Source organism: Thermanaerothrix solaris (assembly GCF_032334255.1).
Lineage (GTDB): Bacteria > Chloroflexota > Anaerolineae > Anaerolineales > Anaerolineaceae > Thermanaerothrix > Thermanaerothrix solaris.
Window position 1 is genome coordinate 1,508,165 of record NZ_JAUHMF010000001.1, and the last position, 26,697, is coordinate 1,534,861.

Annotated in this window: 26 protein-coding genes; 12 read left to right on the forward strand and 14 right to left on the reverse strand. The window is 55.4% G+C overall.

The features are described from left to right. Positions 1-2 precede the first annotated feature (2 nt). The 4 genes from murJ to QYE77_RS06945 are packed head-to-tail and all read left to right on the forward strand — an operon-like array spanning position 3 to position 4,971. The gene (gene murJ, locus QYE77_RS06930) at positions 3-1,637 is read left to right on the forward strand and encodes a murein biosynthesis integral membrane protein MurJ (RefSeq protein WP_315624645.1); all 1,635 of its coding nucleotides are present in this window, start codon (positions 3-5) and stop codon (positions 1,635-1,637) included. Further along, positions 1,634-2,272, forward strand: coding sequence for a GNAT family N-acetyltransferase (locus QYE77_RS06935; RefSeq protein ID WP_315624646.1), 639 nt, complete (start codon positions 1,634-1,636; stop codon positions 2,270-2,272). Before murJ ends, QYE77_RS06935 begins: the two co-directional genes overlap by 4 nt. Continuing rightward, positions 2,269-3,018 carry a SagB/ThcOx family dehydrogenase gene (locus tag QYE77_RS06940; protein ID WP_315624647.1) on the forward strand — a complete coding sequence of 250 codons (750 nt, stop codon included), beginning with the start codon at positions 2,269-2,271 and terminating at the stop codon, positions 3,016-3,018. The genes QYE77_RS06935 and QYE77_RS06940 overlap by 4 nt, the downstream gene beginning before the upstream one ends. A 60-nt stretch (positions 3,019-3,078) precedes the next feature. Next, positions 3,079-4,971, forward strand: a complete 1,893-nt coding sequence (locus QYE77_RS06945; protein ID WP_315624648.1) for a cellulase family glycosylhydrolase — start codon at positions 3,079-3,081, stop codon at positions 4,969-4,971. On the opposite strand, the gene QYE77_RS06950 is transcribed toward QYE77_RS06945, so the two are convergent. Then, positions 4,968-5,456 carry a SixA phosphatase family protein gene (locus tag QYE77_RS06950; RefSeq protein ID WP_315624649.1) on the reverse strand — a complete coding sequence of 163 codons (489 nt, stop codon included), beginning with the start codon at positions 5,454-5,456 and terminating at the stop codon, positions 4,968-4,970. The genes QYE77_RS06945 and QYE77_RS06950 overlap by 4 nt on opposite strands. Positions 5,457-5,624: 168 nt before the next feature. Between QYE77_RS06950 and QYE77_RS06955 the strand changes: the two genes are divergently transcribed. From QYE77_RS06955 to QYE77_RS06980, 6 genes are read left to right on the forward strand one after another with little or no spacing between them, the layout of a single operon-like run. Further along, on the forward strand, positions 5,625-6,044 hold the full coding sequence (locus QYE77_RS06955; RefSeq protein WP_315624650.1) for a hypothetical protein: 420 nt from the start codon (positions 5,625-5,627) through the stop codon (positions 6,042-6,044). A gap of 25 nt (positions 6,045-6,069) precedes the next feature. Next, on the forward strand, positions 6,070-7,134 hold the full coding sequence (locus QYE77_RS06960) for a M20/M25/M40 family metallo-hydrolase (protein ID WP_315624651.1): 1,065 nt from the start codon (positions 6,070-6,072) through the stop codon (positions 7,132-7,134). A 3-nt stretch (positions 7,135-7,137) separates the two neighbouring features. Then, positions 7,138-8,196 (forward strand): M42 family metallopeptidase, encoded by a 1,059-nt coding sequence (locus tag QYE77_RS06965; protein WP_315624652.1) that lies wholly within the window; start codon positions 7,138-7,140, stop codon positions 8,194-8,196. A gap of 23 nt (positions 8,197-8,219) precedes the next feature. After that, the gene (locus tag QYE77_RS06970; RefSeq protein ID WP_315624653.1) at positions 8,220-9,218 is read left to right on the forward strand and encodes a M42 family metallopeptidase; all 999 of its coding nucleotides are present in this window, start codon (positions 8,220-8,222) and stop codon (positions 9,216-9,218) included. 35 nt (positions 9,219-9,253) lie between these two features. Then, positions 9,254-10,546 (forward strand): extracellular solute-binding protein, encoded by a 1,293-nt coding sequence (locus QYE77_RS06975; protein ID WP_315624654.1) that lies wholly within the window; start codon positions 9,254-9,256, stop codon positions 10,544-10,546. A gap of 9 nt (positions 10,547-10,555) precedes the next feature. Beyond that, positions 10,556-10,912 (forward strand): hypothetical protein, encoded by a 357-nt coding sequence (locus QYE77_RS06980; protein ID WP_315624655.1) that lies wholly within the window; start codon positions 10,556-10,558, stop codon positions 10,910-10,912. An 8-nt stretch (positions 10,913-10,920) separates the two neighbouring features. Here QYE77_RS06980 and lexA read toward each other — a convergent pair whose 3' ends face one another. From lexA to QYE77_RS07020, 8 genes are all read right to left on the reverse strand, one after another. Then, complete coding sequence (lexA, locus tag QYE77_RS06985; protein WP_315624656.1) at positions 10,921-11,634, reverse strand: transcriptional repressor LexA; 714 nt, start codon at positions 11,632-11,634, stop codon at positions 10,921-10,923. Between the two features lie 151 nt (positions 11,635-11,785). Further along, positions 11,786-13,303 (reverse strand): lysine--tRNA ligase, encoded by a 1,518-nt coding sequence (gene lysS, locus QYE77_RS06990; protein ID WP_315624657.1) that lies wholly within the window; start codon positions 13,301-13,303, stop codon positions 11,786-11,788. Positions 13,304-13,396: 93 nt separating this feature from the next. Beyond that, a complete protein-coding gene (greA, locus tag QYE77_RS06995) occupies positions 13,397-13,861 on the reverse strand; it encodes a transcription elongation factor GreA (protein WP_315624658.1) in 465 nt (154 codons plus the stop codon). A gap of 156 nt (positions 13,862-14,017) precedes the next feature. After that, the gene (locus QYE77_RS07000; RefSeq protein ID WP_315624659.1) at positions 14,018-15,199 is read right to left on the reverse strand and encodes a vitamin K epoxide reductase family protein; all 1,182 of its coding nucleotides are present in this window, start codon (positions 15,197-15,199) and stop codon (positions 14,018-14,020) included. Between the two features lie 12 nt (positions 15,200-15,211). After that, entirely contained in the window at positions 15,212-15,616 is a 405-nt protein-coding gene (locus QYE77_RS07005) for a NifB/NifX family molybdenum-iron cluster-binding protein (protein WP_315624660.1), read from the reverse strand. A 167-nt stretch (positions 15,617-15,783) separates the two neighbouring features. Next, a complete protein-coding gene (locus tag QYE77_RS07010; RefSeq protein ID WP_315624661.1) occupies positions 15,784-16,101 on the reverse strand; it encodes a hypothetical protein in 318 nt (105 codons plus the stop codon). Between the two features lie 119 nt (positions 16,102-16,220). After that, positions 16,221-17,252 carry an arsenic resistance protein gene (locus QYE77_RS07015; RefSeq protein WP_315624662.1) on the reverse strand — a complete coding sequence of 344 codons (1,032 nt, stop codon included), beginning with the start codon at positions 17,250-17,252 and terminating at the stop codon, positions 16,221-16,223. Between the two features lie 303 nt (positions 17,253-17,555). Beyond that, entirely contained in the window at positions 17,556-18,281 is a 726-nt protein-coding gene (locus QYE77_RS07020) for a hypothetical protein (protein ID WP_315624663.1), read from the reverse strand. A 168-nt stretch (positions 18,282-18,449) separates the two neighbouring features. Here QYE77_RS07020 and QYE77_RS07025 point away from each other — a divergent pair, with 168 nt between their 5' ends. Together QYE77_RS07025 and QYE77_RS07030 are read left to right on the forward strand one after the other, a co-directional pair. Further along, positions 18,450-19,454, forward strand: coding sequence for a glycosyltransferase family 2 protein (locus QYE77_RS07025; RefSeq protein WP_315624664.1), 1,005 nt, complete (start codon positions 18,450-18,452; stop codon positions 19,452-19,454). 44 nt (positions 19,455-19,498) lie between these two features. Next, on the forward strand, positions 19,499-20,587 hold the full coding sequence (locus QYE77_RS07030; protein ID WP_315624665.1) for a WD40 repeat domain-containing protein: 1,089 nt from the start codon (positions 19,499-19,501) through the stop codon (positions 20,585-20,587). On the opposite strand, the gene QYE77_RS07035 is transcribed toward QYE77_RS07030, so the two are convergent. From QYE77_RS07035 to QYE77_RS07055, 5 genes are all read right to left on the reverse strand, one after another. Beyond that, positions 20,577-21,614, reverse strand: a complete 1,038-nt coding sequence (locus QYE77_RS07035; protein ID WP_399389918.1) for an ABC transporter ATP-binding protein — start codon at positions 21,612-21,614, stop codon at positions 20,577-20,579. The two genes, QYE77_RS07030 and QYE77_RS07035, sit on opposite strands and share 11 nt — an antisense overlap. Before the next feature lie 11 nt (positions 21,615-21,625). Continuing rightward, positions 21,626-22,687, reverse strand: a complete 1,062-nt coding sequence (locus QYE77_RS07040) for an ABC transporter ATP-binding protein (protein ID WP_315624667.1) — start codon at positions 22,685-22,687, stop codon at positions 21,626-21,628. 9 nt (positions 22,688-22,696) lie between these two features. Beyond that, positions 22,697-23,632 carry an ABC transporter permease gene (locus tag QYE77_RS07045; protein WP_315624668.1) on the reverse strand — a complete coding sequence of 312 codons (936 nt, stop codon included), beginning with the start codon at positions 23,630-23,632 and terminating at the stop codon, positions 22,697-22,699. Positions 23,633-23,637: 5 nt separating this feature from the next. Next, complete coding sequence (locus QYE77_RS07050; RefSeq protein ID WP_315624669.1) at positions 23,638-24,717, reverse strand: ABC transporter permease; 1,080 nt, start codon at positions 24,715-24,717, stop codon at positions 23,638-23,640. A 91-nt stretch (positions 24,718-24,808) separates the two neighbouring features. Further along, positions 24,809-26,539, reverse strand: a complete 1,731-nt coding sequence (locus QYE77_RS07055; RefSeq protein WP_315624670.1) for an ABC transporter substrate-binding protein — start codon at positions 26,537-26,539, stop codon at positions 24,809-24,811. Between the last annotated feature and the right edge of the window lie 158 nt (positions 26,540-26,697).

Here is a 26,697-nt window from a genome sequence, read left to right on the forward strand (position 1 = left end):
TTATGTTATCATCGGCACTGATGCACACTCAGGATGTGCCCCGCATCAATCAAGCCAACCGACATATTGCCCGCGCCGCAACAACCATCATGGTGGCATTTCTGCTCAGCAACTTGATGGGGCTGGTGCGGGGCATCCTCATTTATCGCACGTTCGGCACCAGCGCCGCACTGGATTCGTTCAACGCAGCCAACCGCATCGCTGAGATGCTTTTCAACCTGATGGCTGGCGGCGCTTTGGGATCAGCCTTCATCCCCACGTTTACGGCATTGCTTACCCAAGACGACCGTGATCAGGCGTGGCGCCTGGCTTCGGCTATCTTCAACTGGCTCATCCTGATCCTGGGGTTGATCAGTCTGCTCGTGGCTCTCTTTGCCCCTCAGGTCGTTCGGCATGGGCTATTCCTGCTGGCCCCGGGTCAAGATCCGGGCCAAGAGGCCCTTACCACCCACCTCTTACGTATCCTTTTACTCACCGTCCCCATTTTTGGCATCAGCGGTCTGGTCATGGGCATCCTGAACGCACATCGCCGCTTTTGGGTGCCCGCCATTGCACCGGCGATGTATTCGCTGGGGATGATCCTGGGCGTGCTGGTTTTTCCTTCTTCCTGGGGCATTGATCGCCTGGCGTGGGGGGCTGTGCTGGGCGCTTGTTTACACCTTGGCGTGCAATTGCCCACCTTAGGACGCCTGCATGGGCGCTTCATCCCCACCCTGGGGCGGCATTTACCGGCAGTGCGCGAAGTTCTGCGCCTGATGGGACCGCGCATCTTTGGGGTTGCGATCGTGCAACTTAATTTTGTCGTCAATACCATCATTGCCCTCAGTCTCCCCGAAGGTAGCGTCTCGGCCATTGCACTGGCGTTCAGCCTGATGCTCGTGCCCCAAATGGCGATTGCCCAGTCCGCCGGCATTGCGTCCCTGCCCATTCTCTCAGCCCAGGTAGCGCGAGGCGAGTTCGATGAAATGCGTGCTTCGCTTATCTCTACCCTGCGCGGTGTTTTGCTGCTTGCCCTTCCGGCCAGCCTGGGGTTGATCCTCCTTCGCCAGCCCCTGGTTTCCCTGCTCTACCAGGGCGGCGCCTTTGATGAACGCTCCACGGCAATGGTGACCTGGGCACTGCTCTGGTATGCCGTTGGGCTGGTGGGGCATAGCGTGGTTGAGGTGCTCAGCCGTGCCTTCTACGCCCTCCACGATACCCGTACCCCGGTCAGCGTGGGGGTGATCGCGATGTCCCTAAATATTGGGTTGAGTTTACTTTTTGCATCCTGGTTCCGTCAAATGGGTTGGATGCCTCATGGAGGGCTGGCCTTGGCTAACTCCCTGGCCACGTTCTTGGAAATGCTCGGGCTGTTCTACTTCATGCACCGCCGACTGCGCGGTTTGCCCTTACGCCCCCTGTGGGATGCGCTAGGACGCAGCAGCCTGGCTACCTTGGCTATGGCGGTGGGGGTGATGCTCTGGATGTACCTGGGGAGCCAGCAAGTGCATACCGCCCTGCTTCTTTTCATCGCCCTGGGCCTCGGCCTCGGCATCTACGGCCTGGGGCTTTGGCTGTTACGCACCCCCGAGAGCCGTTTTCTGGTTCAGTGGCTTTATCAGCGTGTGTTCCACAAACACGAACTCCCGGCCCCATGATCCCCCCTGGTCTTGTTATCCGCCCGGCTGAACCCGAAGATGCCGATTTTGCAGCGCCCCTGCTCGCCAGCACCTTGGGCGCCTTCGGGAGAGAACTCTTCGGTTTAGGCAATGAGGAACGACTCATCCGTGTTCTGCGTAGTTTCTTTATCTCCCCCGCCCACCGCATGAGTTACACCGTCAGTTATATCGCCGAGGTTACCGGTCAGCGTGCCGGGTTGCTGGTAGCCTTCCCGGCCCATGAGTTGCTTCGCCTGAGCCTGGGACTGCGCCGACCGATGTTTCGTGCCTATTCATTTCGCGAAGGGTGGCAATTTGTCCGTACCGGGCTGCGACTGCTCGTCCAAAGCGGCTTCAGTTTGCGGTCCGAAGCCCCGCGGGGGTCGTTTTATATTGCCCATCTGGCGACTCATGAGGCCTACCGTCGCCAGGGAATTGCCACGGCTTTAATCGCATTTGCAGAAACCCTGGCTCAAGCGGCTCATCTAAGCCAACTGTCCCTAATCGTGGCAACAGACAACCTCACAGCACGCCGACTCTACGAACACCTTGGCTTTACCCCCTTACCCACCCGAAAACCCCATCCGTATTATCTTCACATGCTCAAACCCCTAACCGAAAGGAGCGCCTCATGATTCCCGAAGCCGTACTCACTGCCTTGCGTCTGACCCAAGCCGTGGGTGAAACCGCTCAACACCAAGGGCTACCTCAGCCACCCCTGGAATGGCCCTACGACCCTCAGGCTACATTAATTCCTCTACCCTCCATAAATGATCTGAATCTACCGGCTGCCGATTTGTGGCAAATCATGGCCCAGCGGCGCACCTTGCGGCACTATGCTGAGCAACCTCTCACCTTGGAGGAACTCGCTGTGCTGCTTTGGGCTACTCAAGGAGTGCGGCAGGTGACCAAGCGTCCAGCCACCCTGCGTACCGTTCCCTCCGCTGGAGCGCGCCATGCGTTTGAAACATTGCTTCTCGTTAACCGGGTCACGGGGTTGGGTAAAGGTATCTATCGCTACCTGGCATTGCGCCATGCCCTGCTCCCTTATGAAACAGAGCCTGAGATCGCCCAGCGCTTATACCGTGCATGCTATGAGCAAGACCATATTCTCACTTCTGCCGTGACCTTCTTCTGGGTGGCCGTGGCCGAACGCATGACCTGGCGTTACGGCGCGCGCGGCCTGCGCTATCTCTTCTTAGATGCTGGGCATGTGTGTCAGAACCTCTACCTGGCCGCTGAAGGATTGGGGTGTGGTGTCTGCGCCATCGGCGCTTTTGACGATGACGCGCTTAACCCGGCACTCAACCTGGATGGGAACACTGCGTTTGTCGTTTACGGCGCCACAGTGGGCAAACGCGCCCCACGCCCACCCGAGTAAAATAATTTATCCACTACAAGTGTGGATCAGCGAGACCCTGGAAGATTTGAGGGGTATCTAATGCGCATTTCAATTGCCGAACCCTGGTTAAAAGATGAGTACGGCCGCACCGTCATGCTGCGCGGCGTTAACCTGAGCGGGAGTAGTAAAGTACCCCGCATACCGGAAGGCGCCACCTATCGCCGCGAAGGGTTCTTCGAGCACCGCAACGTCTCTTTTGTGGGGCGTCCCTTTCCACTAGAAGAAGCCGAGGAACACTTTGAACGCCTGCGTGCCTGGGGACTAACCTGCCTCCGTTTTTTAGTCACCTGGGAAGCCATCGAGCACGCCGGTCCCGGCCTTTATGATGACGCTTATCTCGATTATGTTGCCGCGGTGCTGGAAAAGGCGCTGGCTTACGACATGCAGGTTATTGTGGATTTTCACCAGGATGTCTGGAGCCGTTTTAGCGGGGGGGATGGCGCACCTGGGTGGACGCTTGAAGTGGCCGGGTTAGACATGCATCACTTTGCCACAACCGCGGCAGCCATCGTACACGCCACGTACGGTGATCCTTTTCCCCGCATGATCTGGCCGACGAACGCCACCAAACTGGCCGCCGCGACTATGTTCACCCTTTTCTTTGGCGGACGGCTCTTTGCCCCTCAATGCACTGTAGAAGGTGAAAATATCCAGGACTACCTCCAGCGACATTACCTGGCCGCGGCGCAACGCTTGGCACAGCGCCTGGCGCACCTGCCAAATGTGATCGGTTACGACATCATAAATGAGCCTTTGCCGGGTTACATCGGCTGGCCAGATTTGGGCCGGCATAACGGTCTGCTACACCAGGGAGTTACCCCCACCCCCTTCCAGGCCATGGCTTTAGGAGAAGGTTTGGCTCAAACCGTGGATGTCTTTGAAACCGGCCTTTTAGGCAGCCGAGTGGTACGCCGCATCACCATTGACCCCCAGGGGGTGCGGGCCTGGCGCGATGACCATTCATGCCTTTGGCGTCAGCACGGCGTGTGGGACGTGGGTGCCGATGGCATCCCCCGTCTCTTACGTCCGGATTACTTCACCCAAGCCAACGGAAAACGGGTGGATTTTGGAACGGATTGTCTGCTTCCGTTTTTCCGGCGCTTCGTCCAGACCGTGCGCACCGTACACCCTGAGGCGTTGATCTTCATGGAACCCGAGGTTAATCAACTGCCACCGCGCTGGGATCACGACCGACCGCAAGGACTGGTCTATGCGCCCCACTGGTATGACGGACTGACACTATATCTCAAGCGGTACCTGCCCTGGCTGGCGTACGATACCCGGGGGCGTGGTAAGGTAGTGTTCTGGCCGTTCATCCGCCGTAACTTCGCCGACCAACTGGCAGAATTTAAGCGCCATGCTCGGGATTACCTGGGGAATGTACCGGTGATCATCGGCGAGTGCGGTATTCCGTTTGATCTGGATCACAAACGCGCTTACCGTGATAGCAATTTCAAGATCCACGCCCGGGCGATGGACCGCACCCTCCGCGCCATGGAGGATAACCTGCTAAGTTACACCCTTTGGAATTACACCCCCGATAACACAAATGCCCACGGCGACTTGTGGAACGATGAAGACCTTTCGATTTTCAGCCGCGACCAGCAACAGGATCCCTCCAACCTTTATTCAGGAGGACGCGCCTTAGAGGCAGTGATTCGTCCCTATCCGATGAAGACCGCTGGAGAACCGCTGAGTTTGGAGTTCGATTATCGGCGTGGAAAATTCCGCTACGTTTTCCGCCACGAACCGGGCTTGGACGCCCCAACTGAGATTTTCGTGCCTACGTATCAATATCCCGACGGTTTTGAGGTGAACCTATCCGATGGAACATACGAGACTGACCCGGCGCAGCAGGTCTTGCGTTATTATCACACCCCCAATCGCTCAATTCATGTCATCCAAATTAGGCGACGCCGGGAGCAGATCTAAAGATCACGCGGGCGCCAGAGATGTTTCAAAGTCGCAATGATCGCCGTATCTAAAGCCTTCCAGGTGCGCAGGGGGACTTCCAGGTGAGCAATTGCCGCGGTGGAAAGAGATTCCACCTTATCGGTCAGAATCTGGAGCAATGTTTCCAGTCCCGGATTGTGCCCAATGATGAGCACGGTTTCAACCTCATCGTCCAAGTTGCGTAGGGCCTCCAGATAAGCCGCCGGCTCACCCAGGTAGAGATCTTCCACATATAGAATCTCGCCTTTATAGCCGCTTTTTTCGGCCACCAGTTCGGCAGTTGCCTTTGCCCGCACCGCTGAGGACGCGATAATTAAGTCTGGCACCAGGTCTCTTTCGCGCAACAATTTGCCCATCCGTGGGGCGTCTTTCTCCCCGCGTTTGCTCAAGGGGCGTTCGAAATCGGGCATGCTGCCATCTTTGAAACTGGATTTGGCATGACGCATCAGCAGTAATGTTTTCATCCTTTCCACTTCCTCCGCCAAAAATCAACCCTTCCTTAGATCATCTTTGGAAACCTAAAAAAGTATAACACAGCCTGCTTGCTTGGAGGTGAAGATTCTCAACCGCGTGGTCAATCTTGTCATCCGTTCCACCCCGTGATATGATGAAAAACGCTGGAGGCACCTTCGATGGCTTCATCCCTCGAACGACGTAAGCGCATCCGCTCCATCCTGGTCATCATCATTCTCGCGACGCTCCCTTGCTATTGCCTTGGCTTTGTTATCCTTCAGGTTGGCACACGCCTCACCCAAAGCAACCCTACTCCCACTACCACGTTGACCATTGAAATCCTCACCCTCACACCACCGAGCACGCTTTTCCCAACCACTCCCGCACCCAGTTCAACGTTCACCCCAACCTATACCGAAACCCCTACATTAACCTGGACCCCCACCCAGACGTTCACCCCTTTCACCCCACCTGCGCGCACCGAAACACCCACGCCTACCCCCACCGCTACTTTATCGCCTTCACCCACCTTTGAACCGACGGAAACCCCTGTGCCACCGCCAACACTGACGCCATCAGATACACCTTCATCCCCTTAACCATTTCATCCCCATGTAGAGGCCTATGGAAAACACCAAGGACTTTCTTAAGCGTTTGATCTCGCTCCCCGGCCTGTCGGGCCATGAAACCCCGGTACGGGAAGCCATTGCTGACGCCTGGCGCCCATTGGTGGACGACATCAGCGTCAGCCCATTGGGTAGCCTGCATGCCCTCCGCCGCGGACAAGGCGCAGAACCCCGCCCCCGCTTGCTCATCGCCGCACACATGGACGCCATCGGTCTGATGGTCAGCCAAATTGTAGATGGGTTCCTGCGCATCACCGAGGTCGGGGGCGTAGATGCGCGCATTCTACCCGGTCAACCCGTGATCGTGCACGGTCGGCGTGACCTACCTGGCGTGATCCTACAACCCTCGCCACGGTTGCTTCCACCCCACCTGGGTGAGAAAAGCGCTATTGAGATGGATTACCTTTTTGTAGATACCGGTTTGCCCCCCGAAGAGGTTAATGCTCTGGTACGGGTGGGCGATCTGGTGTCCTTTGCCCAGCCCCCACTCGAACTAAGCGGAGAAACACTGGTCGGCCATAGTTTGGATAACCGTGCCTCGGTCGCCGCGCTCACTTTCTGCCTGGAAGAACTTCAACACCGCCGCCATCTTTGGGATGTCTGGGCTGTAGCAACGGTCCAAGAAGAAGAAACGTTGGGCGGCGGCTGGACTTCGCCCTTTAACTTGCGTCCTGATATCGCCATTGCCGTAGATGTGACGCATGCCCGCGGGCCCGGCGTCAATCATGATTACCGTGCCTTTGGGTTAGGTAAAGGCCCGGTGCTGGGATGGGGGCCAAATATTCACCCGGCATTGTTCAAAGCCTTCAAGAACCTTGCCGAACGCCTTGACCTTCCCCATGCGGTTGAGGTCATGCCACGTCATTCGGGTACCGATGCCATTGCCATGCAGGTGGTCGCCGAGGGCATTCCTACCATGGTGATCAGCATCCCCTTGCGCTATATGCATACCCCGGTGGAGATGGTCTCACTCAAAGATATTCAGCGCACCGGGCACCTGCTGGCAGAATTTATCACGGCCCTGGAAGCCGACTTTATGACCAAAATTACCTGGGAAGAATGACCTATGGACCCCCAAAACTTACCCCTCGATTTGCTGGAACGTCTCTCCAATGCTTGCAGTGTATCAGGTGATGAGGGTGAGGTACGCAAAATTGTTCTCGAAGCGGTCCAACCCCTGGCCGACGAGGTAAAAGTAGATGCCTTAGGGAACGTCCTGGCGATCAAAAAAGCCCACAGCGAACCGGCATTGCGGGTGATGCTGGCGGCCCATATGGACGAAGTTGGGCTGATGATTGTGGACGAAGAAGAAGGCGGGCTTTACAAGTTCGAGATCGTCGGCGGCATTGACCCACGTCAACTCCCCGGCAAACCCGTCTGGGTAGGCAAAGATCGCTTGCCGGGCGTGATCGGCGCGCGCCCGATTCACCTGACCACACCCGAGGAACGCAAGTCCGCCATTGCCGCCGAAAGTCTGCGCATTGACTTGGGGCCAGAAGGCAGTAAGAAAGCCAAACCCGGTGACCGCGCCGTATTCGCCACGCCTTTTAAGGTTGTGGGGCCAAGCATCATGGGTAAAGCCCTGGATGATCGTCTGGGAGTCGCCACCCTAATCGCTTTATTAGAACGAGCCCCGGATCATCTTGAATTTCAGGCGGCGTTCACCGTGCAGGAAGAGATCGGTCTGCGCGGCGCGCGGGTTGCGGCTTATTCCCTAAACCCCGACCTGGCCTTTGCTCTGGATGCCACCCCGGCCAACGATCTTCCTACTTGGGATGGTAGTGAAAACACCGCCTATAATGCCCGTCTGGGTTATGGCCCAGCCATTTATGTGGCCGATGGTGCCACCCTTTCGGATCCACGGCTGGTGCGGTTTTTGTTGCAAATCGCCGCTACCCATCAAATCCCATATCAGATTCGCCAGCCGGGGGGTGGCGGAACCGACGCCGGCGCCATTCACCGCCAGCGCAGTGGCATTCCCAGTGCCTCGATTTCGGTGCCCATTCGCCACGCCCATAGTGCCGTCGCCATCGCCCGCCTGGACGATTGGGCACACACCATCAACTTGATGCTTCATGCACTGCAGGCGCTTACCCCGGACGTGTTAGCGCCGGAGCGCTCATAATTCCTGCCCTCCAAGGAGTTACCATGAAAGAACTGATTCGCAAATTAGTTGAAGCCGTTGGCCCTTCCGGATACGAACAATCCGTGCGTGACCTGATTAAAGAAGAAATCGCACCCTATGCCGATGAGATTCGCGTTGATGCCTTGGGCAACCTGATTGTGCGCAAAGGGCAAAAACGTGAAGGCGGGTTACGCATTATGACCGCCGCCCATATGGATGAAATCGGTATCATCGTCACCCACATCGAAGAAGATGGCTTCGTCCGCTTCACGACGATAGGGGGAGTGCGCCCACACACCTGTTTAGGGGGGCGAGTCCAATTCATCAACGGTGTGCGAGGTGTCATCGGGGGTGAAAAACTCGAAAGCATGGATCGGGTTCACAGTTTTGATAAACTCTTTATTGACGTTGGCGCCACGTCCAAAGCCGATTGCCCGGTAAAAGTTGGCGATGTAGCGGCTTTTGAGCGCCCCTTCCTCGATTTGGGCAAGCGTCTGGTCGCTAAATCCATGGATGATCGCATTGCCTGCGCTATTCAAATCGAGACCTTGCGCCGCCTAGGTGATACCCCCAACGAGATTTACTTGGTTTTCACCACCCAGGAAGAGGTGGGGACGCGCGGCGTCACCCCCGCCGCGTTCGGCATTGACCCCGAACTGGGCCTCTCGGTAGATGTCACCCTCACTGGTGATACTCCCAAGGGGATCAAAATGGCAGTTGCCCTGGGCAAAGGGCCGGCGATTAAGGTGCGCGATAGTGGTATGTTGGCTGACCCACGCATTGTGCGGTGGATGGTCGAAACTGCCGAGAAAGGGAATATCCCCTACCAATTAGAGGTGCTCGACGGCGGCAGTACCGACGCTCGCGCGATTCAATTGGTACGCGCCGGCGTGCCCTCAGGCTGTCTCTCTATCCCCTGCCGCTATATTCACTCTCCCTCCGAGATGGTGGATTACGACGATGTCCAAAACGCGGTAGCATTGTTAGTTGCCTTGCTTTCCAACCCAATTTCCTTGAGTTGAACCTTTTCAGGCAATACATAGAGGTTGGGTGCGCAATGCGGCGCTGGCTGTCCTGGTTGATCATCGGCATGATGGGGTGGGTACTGGCTGCCTGCCAAGAGCTTCCTTGGGCGTTTCTTAATCCGTCCGGTGCCAGTCCTACCCCATCACCACCCGTAGCACCAACTCACACTGAGGCACCCAACCCAACCGCTACGCCAGCAGCCACTGCCCCGGCGGTCATCACGCTGTGGCTTCCACCTCAATTTGATCCTGCCAACGAAACACCTGCAGCGCAACTGCTGCAACAGCGCCTGCTTCAATTTATGAGCGAAAACCCAGGCGTGATCGTCAAAGTGCGTGTGAAAACCAGTAGCGGGCCGGGCGGATTGCTGGATTCGCTAGCCGCTGCCTCCGCCGCTGCCCCCGCCGCCGTGCCCGGCGTCGTGGCTCTCAGCCGCGCTGACCTAGAAAATGCCGCGTTGAAAGGATTAATCTACCCCCTTGATGATGCCTTTCCCCAAGGGTTAGATCAGGATTGGTTGGGTTACGCCCGCAGTCTTGGCACCATCCAGGAGCGCCTTTTTGGATTACCCTTTGCCGGTGACGCTTATGCTCTGGTGTACCGCCCTGCAGCGCTGGGCTCTCCACCCACCTCATGGGAAGATCTGCTTGTTCGCGGACGTGCTATTGCCTTTGCTGGCAACGACGCCCTGACCACCCTGGTGCTTTATCTCGGCGCCGGGGGGAAGGTACAAAACGGCCAAGGCTTACCCACTTTGGAGCAGGAAGCCCTGGTCGAAGTTTTTACGTTGTACGCAGAAGGTGGACGACGTGGGGTATTTCCTAACTGGGTGACGACCCTGCAAAGCGATGGTCAGGTCTGGCAGACGTTTCTCGAACGCCGCGCTGACGGAGCATTAACCTGGAGTTCCAATTACCTCACCGATTTGCCTACCGATGCGGTCATCCATCCCATCCCCGCCCTCAACGGCAACGCCTATACCCTCGCCAACGGCTGGGTATGGGCAATTTCCGATCCTGATCCCCAACGGCGTGTTCTCAGCACCCGCCTGGCGGCTTATTTGAGCACTTCAGAGTTTCTGGCAACCTGGACCCAGGCCGCAGGCTACCTGCCCACGCGGTTAAGTGTCCTCAACGCCTGGAACGATGCCAATCTGCGCGATGCACTCAGCCAGATTATTCTAAGCGCGCACATTTTACCCCCCAATCCGGTCTTGGATAGCCTACGCCCGGTGCTTTCCTTTGCCACCCAACAAGTGCTCAAACAACAAACTGACCCCCTCTCCGCGGCCAGCGCTGCCGTGGAACAACTTCGCCGACCCTAAAACCGGATGATGAACCGTCAAACTTTGCGTTCCTTATATCCCCATCTGCGTTTTGGCAGTTATATCCTCCTCATCCTCGCCTTTCTCATTGGGGCGCAGGCTTGGAAAAGCCCTCAATCATCCTCTTCCCTGACCATTACCCTTACCCCCACACTTGTGGCGACCCCAACACCAGTGGTAATCACGGAAGATCAGGGCGAACCTATCGCCACCCCTCTGCCGGCGGAATTATTAGAAAATGCTACCCAAACGAACGGCATTATCTTGGGAAGCGCCATCCTGGTGCTCATTGTGATCGGAGGCACGTTGAGTGTTATTCTACGCCGCCGAGATGATCGCGATGACCCCCCACCGCCTGAACTTTAAGTTGGGGTTCACTGGCGATATTTGCGAATCACCATCACCACTTTGCCCTGAATGCGAATGGGGCGATTTTCGACTTTGATCGGCTGCATAGTCGGATTGGCCGGGCGCAGGGTGATACTGCGTAACCGACCGTAACGGTCATATTCGGGTTCATAGTATTTCAACGTCGTTTCGTTGGTATCGTCAAACCACACCGCCACCATATCGCCTTTATTGGCATCCTGGGCATATTCAATCAAGACAATATCACGGTCATAGATCAGAGCATCAATCATGGAATCGCCCTGAACTTCCAACGCATAAACGTTTTCGCGTGGCACCCGGGCCGGAAAATCGGTGGTGGCGACGTGAACCATTTCATAATCTTCGGTGATATCCTGGGGTACGGCTGGTAAAGGTGAACCGGCTGCAATGCGCCCAATGAGCGGAAAGGCCAGAAAATCATCCCGCCACGATGGTAAGGAGAGCGTTCGCCGGCCATCCCCTTCCCCGGGTAAGGTCCGTAACACGCGAATTCCGCGCGAAATAGACCTTTCGCGTTGGATGAATTTCAGCGTTTCGAGTTGGTTGAGATAATAATTGACCAGCGAGGTGGAATCCACGCCTATGGCATCGCCGATTTCTCGAATGGAGGGTGAAAAACCATTTTGGCGCTGATATTCCACGATAAATTGCAAAATGCGCTTATGCCGTTCGCTGAGCCCGTTTCTGGGTCTGACCATGGCCCTTCCTCCTTGGGCGCAAATATTGATCGCCTGTTCTACTTTATTTAGCCCTATTATAGAGGAACGAATGTTCTATGTCAAGCACTTTGACATTTTTTAAGATTGGGTGGGGTGGCAATAACACGCCACCCCACCTTCAAACATGTTCTCATTCTTCCTCGCGCTCACGCAGGTGGGGGAAGAGAATCACCTCGCGAATCGAGCGCCGGTCGGTCAAAAGCATGACCAGGCGATCAATCCCCATCCCAAATCCCCCATTCGGGGGCATGCCGTAGGCCATTGCCCGCAGATAATCTTCATCCATGGGATGGCGATCTTCATCCTCGGCTTCGTAGGTGCGGCCCATTTCGAGGAAGCGCTTTTCCTGTTCCAACGGGTCATTTAATTCCGTAAAGGCATTGCAAAGTTCCATGCCCCCCACATACCCCTCAAACCGCTCAACCGTATTGGGATCATCGGGTTTGTTCTTGGCCAAGGGCGAAATATCACGCGGGTAGTCATATACAAAGGTGGGTTGAATCAGATTGGGCTCGACGAAATCACCCAACATACCCTCGATCAACTTGCCGCGAGGTGCGTTGGGTTTCACGGCCAAACCCTTCTGGCGCATGGCATCAGCCAGGCTCTCGGTCGTGGGGTGTTGAGCAATGTCAATCCCCACCGCTTCGATCAACGCCTCACGGAGCGAGATGCGCCGCCAGGGGGGATTGAAATCAATCACATGACCGTTGAAGGTCACCTGACGTGTGCCAAGAACACGATCGCACACATAAGCCAGCATCTCCTCGGCGAGGGTCATCACCTTGAGGTAGTCGGCATAAGCCATGTAAAATTCGAGTTGTGTGAATTCAGGGTTGTGTTTGAAGGAAACCCCTTCGTTGCGAAAGTCACGCCCAATCTCATACACCCGTTCGTACCCCCCGACTAGCAAACGTTTGAGGTAGAGTTCAAACGAGATGCGCAGATACAGTTGCTGTTTAAGTTGATTGTGGTAGGTCACAAAAGGACGCGCCGCCGCTCCACCGTAGATGGGTTGTAAAATCGGGGTCTCGACCTCCAGAAAACCGCGCTGATCCAGAAACTCGCGTAAGGCGCGCACAATAGCCGCGCGTTTGCGGAAAATTTCCCGCACATCAGGGTTGACCGCCAAATCAGCGTAGCGTTGACGGTAACGCAATTCGGGATCGCTCAATGTGGCATGGCGGATGACCTGACCATCCACAACTTCGTCCTTCGCTGCCGGCAAAGGTGAGATGGCCTTTGCCAGCATTCGAAAATGGTGTACGTGGAGCGTGACCTCACCGGTGCGGGTACGGAACATCACCCCACTGGCTTCGATAAAATCCCCCAAATCATAATAATCGGTGAAATGCCGGATCTTTTCCTCGCCCAGTTCATTGACGCGAAAGAAGAGCTGGATTCGCCCCGCGCCATCTTCAATGTGGGCAAAAACCACCTTGCCCATGGGACGGATAGCACGCAGACGCCCGGCCAGTGTCACTTCCACTGGCGCCGGATCGGCTTGCTTCTCCGCCGCCTCGAAGGCCGCAATGGCCTCCTGTGATGAATGGGTGGGATTGGCACGCGTTGGATAGGGCTCAATCCCATTCGCGCGCAGTTCAAAGACTTTTTTCAAACGTATTTTTTCTAGTTCAGATAATTCCATCGTCAACCCTCAAACCAAAAGAATTTGCTCATAAAAAAGCCCCGCCCTTCTTTTTTTTGCGCTACGGGCGGGGCGCTCTGGCTACCCCATGCTTCATTCCACCTTGAGGATTCGGAAAGTCAGCGAACCCGCCGGCGCATCCACCTGTACGATGTCGCCCGCCTTCTTATTAAGCAAGGCCTTCCCCAGCGGTGATTCATTGGATATCTTGCCCACTGTTGGATCGGCCTCGGCGGCACCGACGATGATATATTCCTCGGGGGTATCACTCCCTTCTTCCTGCACGGTCACCCGCGACCCAATTTGAACCGTATCGGCGGCTGGAACCTCTTCCACAATGCGAGCCGTGGCCAGCAGAATCTCGAGTTCTTTGATCCGTCCCTCAACAAACGCCTGTTCGTTCTTTGCCGCTTCATATTCAGCGTTTTCAATCAATTCACCGCCTTCCATCGCCTCATGCAAGCGTTGGGCGATCTCTTGGCGACGCTGGGTGCGTAGGTATTCAAGTTCCTCCTGGAGTTTCTTATAGCCCTCGCGGGTCAGGAATGTGTTATGCATGGCACCTTCCCTTTCGGTTTCTATGTCCTGTGTGAGTTGGGAGTCTCGTGAAAACCCAGTCTTTCAGAGTTAAATAACAGGAAACCCTCATAATTGAGGAATTCCTGCCTGAGGATGTCGCTACTGTGCAAAAATTATCTTATCATAAGTTAAGCATTATGACAAGTTGGGGGCAAGAAGGTATTTCCACGCCCGCTGTGCCCCAGGCACGCTCAGCCAAAGAATAAGGCCCATCGTCAGAGCCGAAGCTGTACACCAACCGCACATGGCGCGAATCACCATGACTTCCAGGTAAGCCAAATATAATGACACCGCCGTACCTACAAGGGCCAGACCCATGATGCCCAAGGTCGCAAGAACGACAAGGCGACTGCGTCCATAGCGCCCCCACCCCCATAAGACCAGTAGCATGGCGTAGCCTATCACCCCTATAAGCGCGATCGGTACTACTCCCCCAAGACGTGCGTAGGCACTGCTCTGAACGGCATTGCAATCCCCAATGGGTCCACACCAGGCTGCTCTTCCACTAATTTCAACCACACTCAAATAAACCGCAATTCCTAGCCCAATTAAGGCCAGAAGCAAGATCGCGACCGTGGGTCGTTCTACTGGCTCGGATGGTACACTATTCGGTCGGACCAAGACCACTTTGATCACGCTCACCACCGTATACAGGATGCTCGCAATGAGAAACGCAATCACGGCGTAAAGGAAGCCAAAGCCCGTAAACTCCAAATTTTCAATAGGGGTTGGGATAGGAGAAGATTTTGTGGGCGTTATTTCAGGCGTTATGGCATAGGAGGGAGACGCGGGTAATACAGGCCAATCATTTCCCCCCTGAGCCAATAGCTCTTCAATCAATGGGGGCAACTCAACAGCGATATCACCGGATCCTTTTAGCACCCGATTTCCCACGATGAGAAAAGGCACCCCCGCCTGTTCGCGGGGGATACCATAATATTCAGCGACATGATAAAAGTAATTGACATCTTCCACGGTCGCAATTTCAATTAGACGGATGTCCAAGGCATTGCCGTAACGCTGCTGCAACGGTGGAAGGATTTTTTCCAATACCTCATGACAGTGCGGGCAGCCATTCATCCAAAACATCACCAATCGCACGCGAGCCTGGCCCTGGGGAGACGGTGTGAAAGCTGGAGACGATGTCACGCCTGGGATTTCATCATCACACAGGTGACAAATCTTCACCGTTGGCGTAAGATTTCCCTGGCTAAAAGCCGAGAAAGCAGGCCGACTTATCCCAATCAGTGCCACTCCCAAGCCGATCAAGAGGGTGATAGTAATTTGGCGCCAGAAAGGGCGAGGTACCCGTGCCATCTTAGCCCCTGTTTAATGCAGCCACTCGGTATGATCTTCAATCTCACCCGCGATCACAGCGCGAACAGCTTCCTCGATGTTGGCAATCTCCGTCAGTATCGGGCGAATCCCTGCCCGACGCAGGCTTTCATATGCCCCTGCACCCATTCCTGGCGCTAGGAGGACGTCGCAATCGGCAATACTGGCCGCCATCCGGGCATGACGTTCCTGGGCTGCGGGATCAAACCCATGTCCCTGAGCGGCTTCAGCCGGGGTGTGGGTTTCCTCGCGACTTGCAAACTGCGCATGCCCCATTTTTTCACGCACCTCGCGCCCCACAATCTGCCCGTTTTCAACGGTAATCACGACATAAAAGGGCGCTCGGCCAAAATGCTGACTGATCGTTATGCCGTCCTCGGAAACAGCTGCGATTTTCATATGACCTCCATAAAAAATTCGCAAAATCGAATATATTATACTGGCCTTCCTACAGTCAAATGAGCCCCTTTTGTCACCCAAGAGAGGGACATTAATCACCCATGGCAGGGTTATTAGAAACCCTGCCATGGATTCGAGCGTCATGGTAACACCAGATCATCAAGGTGCTACTCGATGTTCACCCAGACCATGCCCACCACTCGCCCCTGGCTCGCCAGTTCAGCCTTAACCCCAAAGGGGCCGCTCCAGAACGCGCTTACCTCCAGGGCACTGAGGTCCACGTCCTCCCATACATGGCCTACAATGTTGGTGTCTACAAGGATGGGAAAATGGCGAACTCCACAGCATGGACTGGTCCATGCCTCACCCTTGCGCGCCTTCGCCAGAAGCGCCTTAACTGCCGCTTCGACGTTTTCCCGGGAAATTTCGGTCTCCACATAGTAGCCGTGCCAGCGCCGTCCGAACTTCCATCCATAGGGTGGCATTGTTCTGACCTCCTTTCTATAGAAACCAGGTTGATATCCAGCAGGCCGTGCTCTTTGCACACCGCCTAACCGACGACAGTAAGTCATACCCCAAGGCGTCATCATTGAGATACCTCCTTTCAAGGTTGATGGGTTACCCTCTTCTTCTTTCCAGCACTCACTTCTCCCTGATCAAAGTAACTCCGCACCCAACCTGCCATCTTCAAATAAAGCGCCAGGAAAAGGATCTGGAAAATTGGCATCGTTGCCGCCGGGATGGCCACCATGGGCGAGAATGCTGTTGCGGCGATTGCAATAGCCGTACCGTTGTTCTTACCCGTACTAGCGAACACGATGGCCATATGGTCACGGTACGAAAGGCCCAATTTTCGGTTTACCCAAGTGGCTACGGCAAGAGTCAAAAGGAGGAACAAAAAATTGGGCAGGATAAGCATCAGCACCATGTTCCATTTCTCAATGATCAAGGTTGCCTTGGCAAAGAAAATCAGGAACACAATGCCGTACATGGCAAGGAGGGAAAGGGATGGGAAGAACGGCTGAATCTCTTTGAATTTCTTCTCCCCCAGCCATTTGGTTAACCCGAGCCGGGTCAAATAGCCCAACACCATAGGTGCGATCAGGACGGTCAAAATAGACATCAACATATCCTGGATAGGCACTTCCACCCGGTAATTGGCCGCAAACCCCAACATCCATAACGGCACAGCCACAATAGCCAGCACAAAACTCAAGGCTACCGTGACCGTAGCCAGTTCAAGGTTGCCTTCGGCCAGCCCAGTGTACCCAATGCTCATGCTGGAACAGGGCACCACCATCACCAACAAAAATCCCAGTGCCAGCATTGGATCGTGTAAGAAGGCACGTGCCAGCAACCAACCCAGCAAAGGGGCCCAGAGGAAGTTAAAGAGAACCGCGATAGAAAGACCCTTGAGGTTTTTTCCTGCTTTGACCAGCGCTTCCAACCTCAGATTGATCATCATCGGATAGATGATCAGAAACACCATCAATGTGGTTAAGTTGCTCACCTGAGATTGGTGCGCCTTCGTCCAGGCGGCGGCTGGATAGCCGATCCCCAAGCCCAGCGCCATTGCCAGCACGACATAAAGAAGCAACCATTTATTCAAATGATCTTGTAACGTTTTTAATTTCATGGCAGACCTCCAGTTCTAAGTAGGATGTAACTCGAATCACATCAGAATCCCCACCACAGGTCTGCCACGGTGGCGAACGCTTAATCCATCCCCCTTGAGCGCATGCGCATCCTATGGTCCAAGCACAATGCCCCTGCCCGGTATGACAAGACATTCCCTTGTTACCTTCTTTCCACGAAATCATATTCAATTATTTAGATGTTTATATGATCCAAAAGATACATCCTTAGAGCACATGTCTTACCCCAATAAATCCTTGCTCATCAGGGCTTGTTAGACTGGGTTGTTTAATTTTGGAAAGGGTTATCGCCCCACAATTGGGAGGTAAAGCCGATTTCCCAGATAATTGGTTGCTACAAAGTTCACAATGGCCAGATTCTTAGCGCAATCACCCCCCATCTGGAACATCTGCGCCTCGCTGAGCGGTGCCCCCTGCAAATTGAACACCTGCAGCCAGAAAATCGCCGGGGCAACCCGATCCGCCAACTTAATCTCATAGCCCGCTGGCCCGTAATCGGTGGCTAATCCGGTAAAACCCAACGCATCCACGCTTTGCCCGGCCACATTGCCGCTCGCACCGATCACCAGCCCAGTCAACGGATTTCCCCCGGCATCGAACACCTGCCCGGCCACCCCCATCCAATTGCAACCCAGGCTGGCATAACGAAAAGCCGGAATAAAGGCCGGTGAATTGCTCTGAACCATGAGCGTCAACGGCGCGGCGGTGGGCGTGCTGAGTAGGCTCATCCTCATACTTTCAGCCGTCGGCGTAGCCAACAGGGAAGCCGCAGACGGCGCCGGATAGGCCGAGTCCGGCGGGATGGTCGGTGTCTCCGTCGGCGCAGGGCTGGGCGTTGGTGAGGGGGTCGGTGTGGGTGAGGGCAAAAGCACGACCGTATCTGTAGGGTGTACGGCCTCAGGGGATATCACCGCCTCCGTCGGTGGAGGAACCGGGGTTTCTAAAACGACACGACAGGCAGTAAGGAAAATCGCGGCAAAGAAGAATAACCCAAGGCGTACCCGCGGCATCGTTGGCTCCTGAAAGAAATCATTTTTATTATAGCCCGAAACCCCAACTCACCCTGCGTTTTTCGGGTGGCTTTTGCGCAACTCCATCTCCTTAACCAAGTACTCAGCCGAGCCCATGGTATACTTTTAGCAACTTTGGTTAATCAAGAGACCCTGTCCGAAACGCGGATGAAACTCATTATCCAAATCCCCTGCTACAACGAAGCCGAGGTACTCCCCACGACCCTGCGCAACCTGCCCCGCCAGATTGAGGGAGTGGATTGCGTGGAAGTCCTGGTTATTGATGATGGCAGCACCGATAATACCGCCGAAGTTGCCCGCACCGCCGGCGCCGATCACATTGTGCGTCTCAAACGCCACGCCGGCCTGGCCGAGGCATTCAAAGTCGGCCTGGATGCATGCCTGCGCCTGGGCGCCGACATCATCGTCAACACCGATGCTGATGAGCAGTACAAGCCCGAGGATATTCCCACCCTGATTGCACCGATTCTGCGCGGTGAGGCCGAATTGGTCATCGGTGACCGCGGGGTAGCCGCCCAACCCAATTTCTCCCCCATCAAGCGCCGCTTGCAAACCTGGGGCAGTCAGGTCGTTTCACAGGCCGCTGGCATTCCGATCCCAGATGCCACGAGCGGCTTCCGCGCAATGACGCGCGAGGTTGCCCTGCGCACCAACGTCCTCAGCCATTATTCCTACACCCTCGAAACCCTCATCCAAGCCGGCAATCACCGCTTTGCCATTGCCAGCGTGCCGGTGCGCACCAATCCCCCGCGCCGCCCCTCGCGCTTGATGCGTGGCTTGTGGGATTACCTGCTCAACTCCGGTGTGACCATCGTGCGCGCCTATACCATGTACCGTCCTCTGCGGGTTTTCACCACCATTGGCCTGGGCCTGATCGCTCTGGGGTTGGTTCCGCTGGTGCGTTTTCTCATCTTCTACTTCCAGGGGCGAGGCAGTGGCAATGTGCAGTCGCTGATCCTGGGCGCGGTACTGCTTATCGTCGGTTTCCAGACCATCCTCATCGGTTTGGTTGCCGATTTGATCAACTTCAACCGCAAACTTCTGGAAGAGATTCTCTACCGCGAACGCCTGCAAACCAATGCCCACTCTACTACTGAGCCTCGCCCTGCCGCGTCATCTCACGACCAACGCCCCCCTTTAAGGGGGGTATAATCCCCTCATACCTGTAAAATCCTCCGTTCAGGACACGGTGCCCTATGAAATCCTTCTTCGTGCGTTTGATCCTACTCTGGGTTTTGGCCGCCTTTGTCATTGGTTGTGGCGGTGGCAACCAGGTTGCTCCCACGCCGACCCCCTCACCCGAACCCACCCGTCCGCCCACTCTTCCACCCATTCCGACGCCTATCCCCACGCCAACTCCTTCACCAACCCCTTCACCGGTCGAAGCACTGGGGGCACTTACGGCGTCAGTGCCCGCCTATCCCTTCCGGGCAGTGTGGCGTAAGGATAGTGGGGCGTTTTGGATTCTGGCGGAGCAAGAGATCACCCTTTATGATGCCAACACCCTCCAGCCATTGGCTGACCTGGCTTATACCCCTCCCACCACTGTGCTGGATGCCTCGGCGGATGGGCGCACGGTGGCCATCACCACGGATAACCTGACCCTGACCCTGCGCGATCTGGTCAGCGGGGAGGTGCGGCACACCCTCCAACCCGATGGGGGAATTTACGCTGCTTCATTCTCACCCGATGGTAGTCTGTTGCTCATCGGCTCCACTCAGGAAATAGCGGCGACTATCTGGGATGTTGACTCAGGGAAACCCGGAATTCGGCTAACCGGCTTTCAAACCGCGGCACCGGTCTACAACGTCATTTTTGCGCCCGATGTGCTCCATGTGGTGTGGTATGCCCGGGGTACCCTGCAATTACAGGACGCCACGAACGGCACTCTAAGCCCCGCCCTCAACCACGAAGATTTCATTGCTGTGTTTGCTGTTAATCATGATGCTTCCCTGGTCGCGACGGTAGCTGGTGGCACACTGAATGACCAATTTGTCCCCCTGCTCACCCTCTGGGATGCCCGTACTGGGAAGCCTCAGGTTAAACTTGCCCTACCCCAAATTGCCAATGCTATCGCCATTAGCCCGGATGACCACTGGTTGGCGTTGGGCATCGGCAGCGAGATTTACCTGCTTAATCTTGAAAATCAGCAGTGGCGCCCCCCCTTTACGGCACATGCGGGGAGTGTAACGGGGCTGGCCTTTTCACCCGATGGCCGCTATTTGCTCAGCCTGGGTGAAGACAAAACCCTCCATCTGTGGCCGGTCAGTCATTTTACGCCGTAGCGGTGGGCGGCTCAGGTTCATGAGGTTGGTACAGCCAGCAGTGCACAAAATGCCCTGGCGCCACCTCACGCAGTTCGGGCTCCTGCCGCGAACAGATGCCCATGGCCATAGGGCACCGGGGATGGAAACGGCAACCCGAAGGCGGGTTGAGTGGACTCGGCACATCGCCTTTGAGGATAATGCGCTGACGTTTTATGGTCGGATCGGGGATAGGGATGGCCGACATAAGTGCCTGAGTATAAGGATGAAGCGGGTTGCCGAAAAGGACATCCCGCGGTGCCACTTCAACAATTTTGCCCAAGTACATCACCGCAACGCGATCTGAGATGTGCTCAACCACACCCAGGTTGTGGGCAATAAACAAGTACGTCAAACCGAACTCGCGTTGCAGATCGCGCAGCAGGTTAAGCACCTGGGCTTGGATCGAGACATCCAGCGCCGAAACCGGTTCATCCAGCACCAAGAATTTGGGGCGCAACACCAACGCGCGTGCAATGCCGATACGCTGACGCTGCCCACCCGAGAATTCATGTGGGTAGCGCATGGCATGATAATCCTCCATGCCTACTTTACGCAGCATCTCCAACACAATCTCAAACCGTTCGGCGGGCGTGCCGATCTTGTGAATGTGCAGTCCCTCGGCAATGGATTCGCCAATCGGTAAGCGGGGATCTAATGAGCCATAAGGATCCTGGAAGACGATTTGCAGGTTGCGCCGGGCTCGTTTGAGCGCTTCACCCTTGAGTTCGAGCAAATCCTGTCCATCAAAGATCACCTGCCCGCGTGTGGGTTCAGTCAGGCGCAAGATGGCCTGCCCCACCGTGGTCTTGCCACAGCCCGACTCTCCAACCAGACCCAGTGTCTCCCCTTCATGAATCGTAAAACTGACGTCGTCCACGGCTTTGACCCAAGCCACCACGCGGCGGAAGACGCCTCCCCGCACTGGAAAGTATTTGACCAGGTTACGCACCTCGAGTAACACCCGACCATTCTTTGAGGTGCTTCCTGGGGTTGAGGAAGGTGCAATGGTGTCCACGGTTAACCTCGATCCTTGACTTGGGATATCTCTTGGGTGGTGCGCAAGGGCGCTTGATGATCTTTACCATCCTGGTAGAGCCAACAGCGCACTTTATGACCCCGGCTAATCTCAATCAAGTCGGGCTCTTCCTGAGTACAAATACCAAGACTGTAATCCAGGCGCGCTTGGCAACGCGGCGCAAAACGACAGCCGGGCGGCAAATCTATCAAATTAGGTACATTACCCGGAATGGTCTCCAGATAATCCCGCACCCGGCCCAAAACCGGCACCGATGCGATCAGGCCACGGGTATAAGGATGCAGCGGATTGGCAAAGAGTTCACGCACATCGGCTTCTTCGACAATCTTGCCGGCATACATGACCGCTACGCGATCCGCCATCTCAGCCACTACACCCAGGTCATGAGTAATAAGAATTACCGCCGTGTTGAACTGGCTGCGCAATCCCCGCAGCAAATCCAAAATCTGGGCTTGAATGGTCACATCCAACGCCGTGGTCGGCTCATCTGCAATCAATAATTTGGGGCGCAAGGCCAGCGCCATGGCGATCATCACCCGTTGTGCCTGGCCGCCTGAAAGTTCGTGAGGGAAGGCATAAGCACGGCGTTCGGGATCAGGGACACCCACCAGACGCAGTAAATTGACCGCCTCACGCCAAGCCTCAGTTTTTTTAATCTGTGGATTATGAATCATAATCACTTCGGCAATCTGGCTGCCGATATTGAATACCGGGTTCAGGCTGGTCACCGGCTGCTGAAAAACCATCGAGATCTGATTCCCCCGCACCTGAGTCATCTCGTGCTCGCTTAAAGCCAGGAGGTTCTGGCCTTCGAACCAAATTTCGCCACCAACAATCTTGCCCGGGGCATCCAGCAGGCGCATAATCGAGAGCGAAGTGACACTTTTGCCACAGCCCGACTCACCCACCAAACCCAACACCTCACCCGGAAAAACCTGGAACGAGATTCCGTCCACCGCCTTGACCACCCCGTCTTCGGTGAAGAAATACGTCTTCAGATCACGCACATCCAGCAAGGGCTGCGAAGAAGAATTAGCGGTCATCGCGGCTTCCTAACCTCCTTTCAGGCGCGGGTCAATGGCATCCCGCAATCCGTCACCCAACAGGTTGAACGAAAGCACGGTAATCATGATAGCCAGGCCGGGGAAGAAAACCAGATGGGGCGCAGTGAAAACCTGGTTGCGCTCCGTGCCCAGCATGGTGCCCCACTCCGGGGTTGGCGGTTGGGCGCCCAAGCCCAGGAATGACAACGCTGCTGCGTCCAGGATTGCCGTACCAATGCCCAACGTTCCCTGCACGATTAACGGCGGAATAGCATTGGGCAGGATACGCCGCAGCAAAATGTGTATATGGCTTCCTCCCAAAGCGCGCGAAGCCAGCACGTAGGCGTTTTCTTTCACCGAGAGCACGCTCGCCCGCACCACCCGCGCATAGACTGGAATGGAGACAATGGCAATCGCCAACAAGGCGTTTTGCAACCCCCGCCCCAGCACCGTCACGATGGCAATGGCCAACAGCAAGGACGGAAACGCCAGCAAAACATCCAAAATGCGCATGATAACCAGATCCACCCAGCCCCCTACATACCCCGAAATAGCGCCTAGGATGGTGCCAACAAGAATGGCAAAACTAACCGTAGAAATGCCGATAAAGAGCGAAATGCGGGCTCCAAAAATAATGCGACTGAAGACATCCCGCACATTGCCGTCAATACCCATCAGGTGCTGTGGACGATCCTTGGGGCAGCCAAGGATATGAATGCAGGGCGGCTCACGCTTGCGCACATCTTCCACGCCGATAAGCACGGCTTCTGGATCATAAGGCGCAATCACCGGAGCAAAGATGGCACAGAAGACCAAAATACCCAGTAAGGTCATACCGATGATCGCTGGGCGCTGGCGAAAGATACGCCGCAATGTCAGACGCCACAGACTATTAGCGCGATAATCCCGAGCCGAAGAAGGTAGAGGGTTTGACGTCGAAGCCATAACGGTCACTCCAAGCGAATGCGCGGATCTATGAAGACATAGGATAAGTCCACCAACAGGTTGATCACCACGTAGCCAATGGCAATAACGACCGTGAAAGCCTGGATGATCGGAAAATCGCGCGCAGTGATCGCCTCAAAGAGGATACTTCCCACACCTGCCAGACCAAAAATCGTTTCAGTAAGCACCGCACCCGCAAAAAGGTTTCCCACCTGAATCCCCACCACGGTCACAATGGGCAGCAGGGCGTTGCGCAGGGCATGCTTGAGAATGACTAATCGTTCGGTCAGTCCTTTCGCCCGTGCGGTACGAATATAATCCAGACGCAGCACCTCCAACATGCTCGAGCGGGTCATACGCGCAATAATGGACATCGGAATCGTGCTCAATGCCACGGCCGGTAGGATCAAATGAGTCAAAGCATCCCTGAAAACCTTCCAATTACCGGTGATCAAAGAATTGAAAAGATAAAGCCGTCCCACAAAATCCAATACACCGCGCCAGAATCCTGTTTCGGGCACTGTCCAACCCCATACCTGATAAAAAGGTACGACGGTTACTCCTGGGCTGAGCCGACCACTAGGGGGCAACCAGAACGGGGTATCTTTCAACACCAGGGCAAAGAAGTAGGCCAGCATCAAACCCAGCCAGTACACCGGCATGGAAACGCCAATGTTAGCACCTACCATGGTCACCACATCCAGTACGGAGTTACGCTTGATAGCCGAGAGGATCCCGGCGGGAATGCCGACCAATAAAGCGATGGTCAGCGCTGACAAGCCTAACTCCACCGTGGTGGGCAGACGTTCCACCAGGATCACCGTGACCGGGCGGCTGAAGCGGATCGAATTGCCAAAATCCCCCCGCAACACGTTCCCCATATAAATTCCCAACTGCACATAAATGGGTTTGTTCAACCCATAGCGCTCAGCAAATTGAGCGCATACTTCCTGTGTGGCCTTCTCCCCCAAGATGGCTTTACACGGATCGCCGGGGATCAGGCGAGCCAGGATAAACGTAGCAATCAGGATACCCAACAAAACCGGAAAGGAAGCCAGAATGCGGCGAATGGAGTATTGGATCATGGGAAGTCTTTGCCCTCACGCGATACAATGGGATGAAGCGGGATGGGACACATCCCATCCCGCTTGTCTCTTTCAAACCCCGCCTGTTTTATTATTCACTGGGCGGTGCGTTGAGCAGTGCATTCCACAGGGTCGAGAAATACGTGAATGCGCCCGTATTGCCGATGTGTAAGGGGTGTTTGGCGTCCCAGGCCACCACCCAGGACATCACCACATCGTTGGCATCCAGGTCTGACCCATCATGGAACTTGACCCCATCGCGCAATTTGCAGGTCCAAACGGTCAGGTCCTCATTTGGATCACAGGACGTCGCCAGTCCAGGTTTGACCGCCGTACCGCCCACCTCAAAGGAGAGCAGGGATTCCAGCATTTGCTCGCAGGCGCGCAGCGATTCACCATCGGTTTCGTCATTACAGTAGAGGGAAATCGGCTCCGCGTTCTGCATCCAGACGAAGGTGTCGCGGTCGCCCGGCTTCACGACTGCAAAGTACTCGTTCCCCAACGGGCTGGCATGGGCACCCTCAACATCGGCTCGGTAGGCCACGGCCGACCCACCATGCGCCACCGGCACCATTGGCACCAGTTCGCGAATAGCGTTGTTCGCCTGGGTATAAAGGGCTTCAGCCTCCTTAGGATCAGCGATCTGAGCCGCCTTTTGTAATACTTCATAGATCTCAGGATGCGGCTTACCAAACTGTGGGTTCGAGGCACCAAAATGGAAGTCGAGGAAGTTGGTGATGTGCGGATAATCCGCATTCCACCCCAGCAGGTAGAGCCCATCCAGCCGACCCGCATTGGATTCCTCGATGAATGCACCCGATTCCATGACCACCACTTCGGCCTCAATGCCCAGATTCTCTTTCAGTTGCGCCTGGATGTCGGTTGCCACCAAACCCGGTTCGGGCAAGTAAGAGCGCACCACATCGCGATAGTAAATCTTGGTCTTAAAGCCGTTGGGATAGCCCGCCTGTGCCAGCAATTCCTTGGCTTTGGCCGGATCAAATTCATACCACGGATCACCCGTACAACCGTTAGGAATGGCGCAGGGGGTGAAATGCGTTGCAACTTCTGAGCCCGCAGGGAAGAAGTTCTTGACAATGCGCTCACGGTCAATGCCCATGGCAATGGCCTGACGTACGCGTACATCATCAAAAGGTTTGAAGGTATTGGTCATCCCAATGTAGAACACGTTGAGGGCTTCACGCTCAAGCAACTTCAGGTTGGGGTCGTTGCGAATGACCTCAAAATCATCCGGGCTGGGATTGTCAATGCCATCCACCGTGCCGGATTGCAGTTCGAGCAAGCGGGCTGCAGCCTCTTTATTCCAGCGGAAAACCAGGGTCCCGACTTTAGCCTTCTCACCCCAATAGTCGTCAAAACGCTTCATCACAATGCTATCACCGCGGTTCCAGGCCTCCAGTTTATACGGCCCAGTGCCAATAGGTTGTGAGAGAATGCGTCGGTCAGCCATGGCGGCTTCAATCCATTCCTTGGGTTGAATGGAGAAAGCCGAGAAAGCCGCTTTAGAGGGAAAAGCCGGATCGGGCTGACAGAGGGTGAATTGCACGGTTAGGCGATCTAATGCGGCAATCTCTTTGATGAGCCCTCCGTAATCACAAGAGGGGTTTTCCGGGTATTTCATACCCTCAAAGGTGACCTCGGTCGCCGGGGGTTGGGTCGCTGTTGGTTCACTAACTGGGGGCTGTGTGGCTGGGGGTTGGGTTGGGGCTGTGGTGGGGGTTGCCGCTGGCTGACACGCGGCCAGCACCATGCTTAATGCCACCAACACTGCCAAAACGGCAAACGTTCTCTTGGCAAACATTGTCTCCTCCTTCAAAAAACTTGGAAAAATGGTGGAACGAATGGGAAAGAAAGATTTTACAAGTTATCGCCTCGGTCTATCACCTCCTTTGGCTTGGGTGGATAAAACCCCGAATACGAAAACTATTATACGCGAATAATCCCTTGGAAACCATAAAA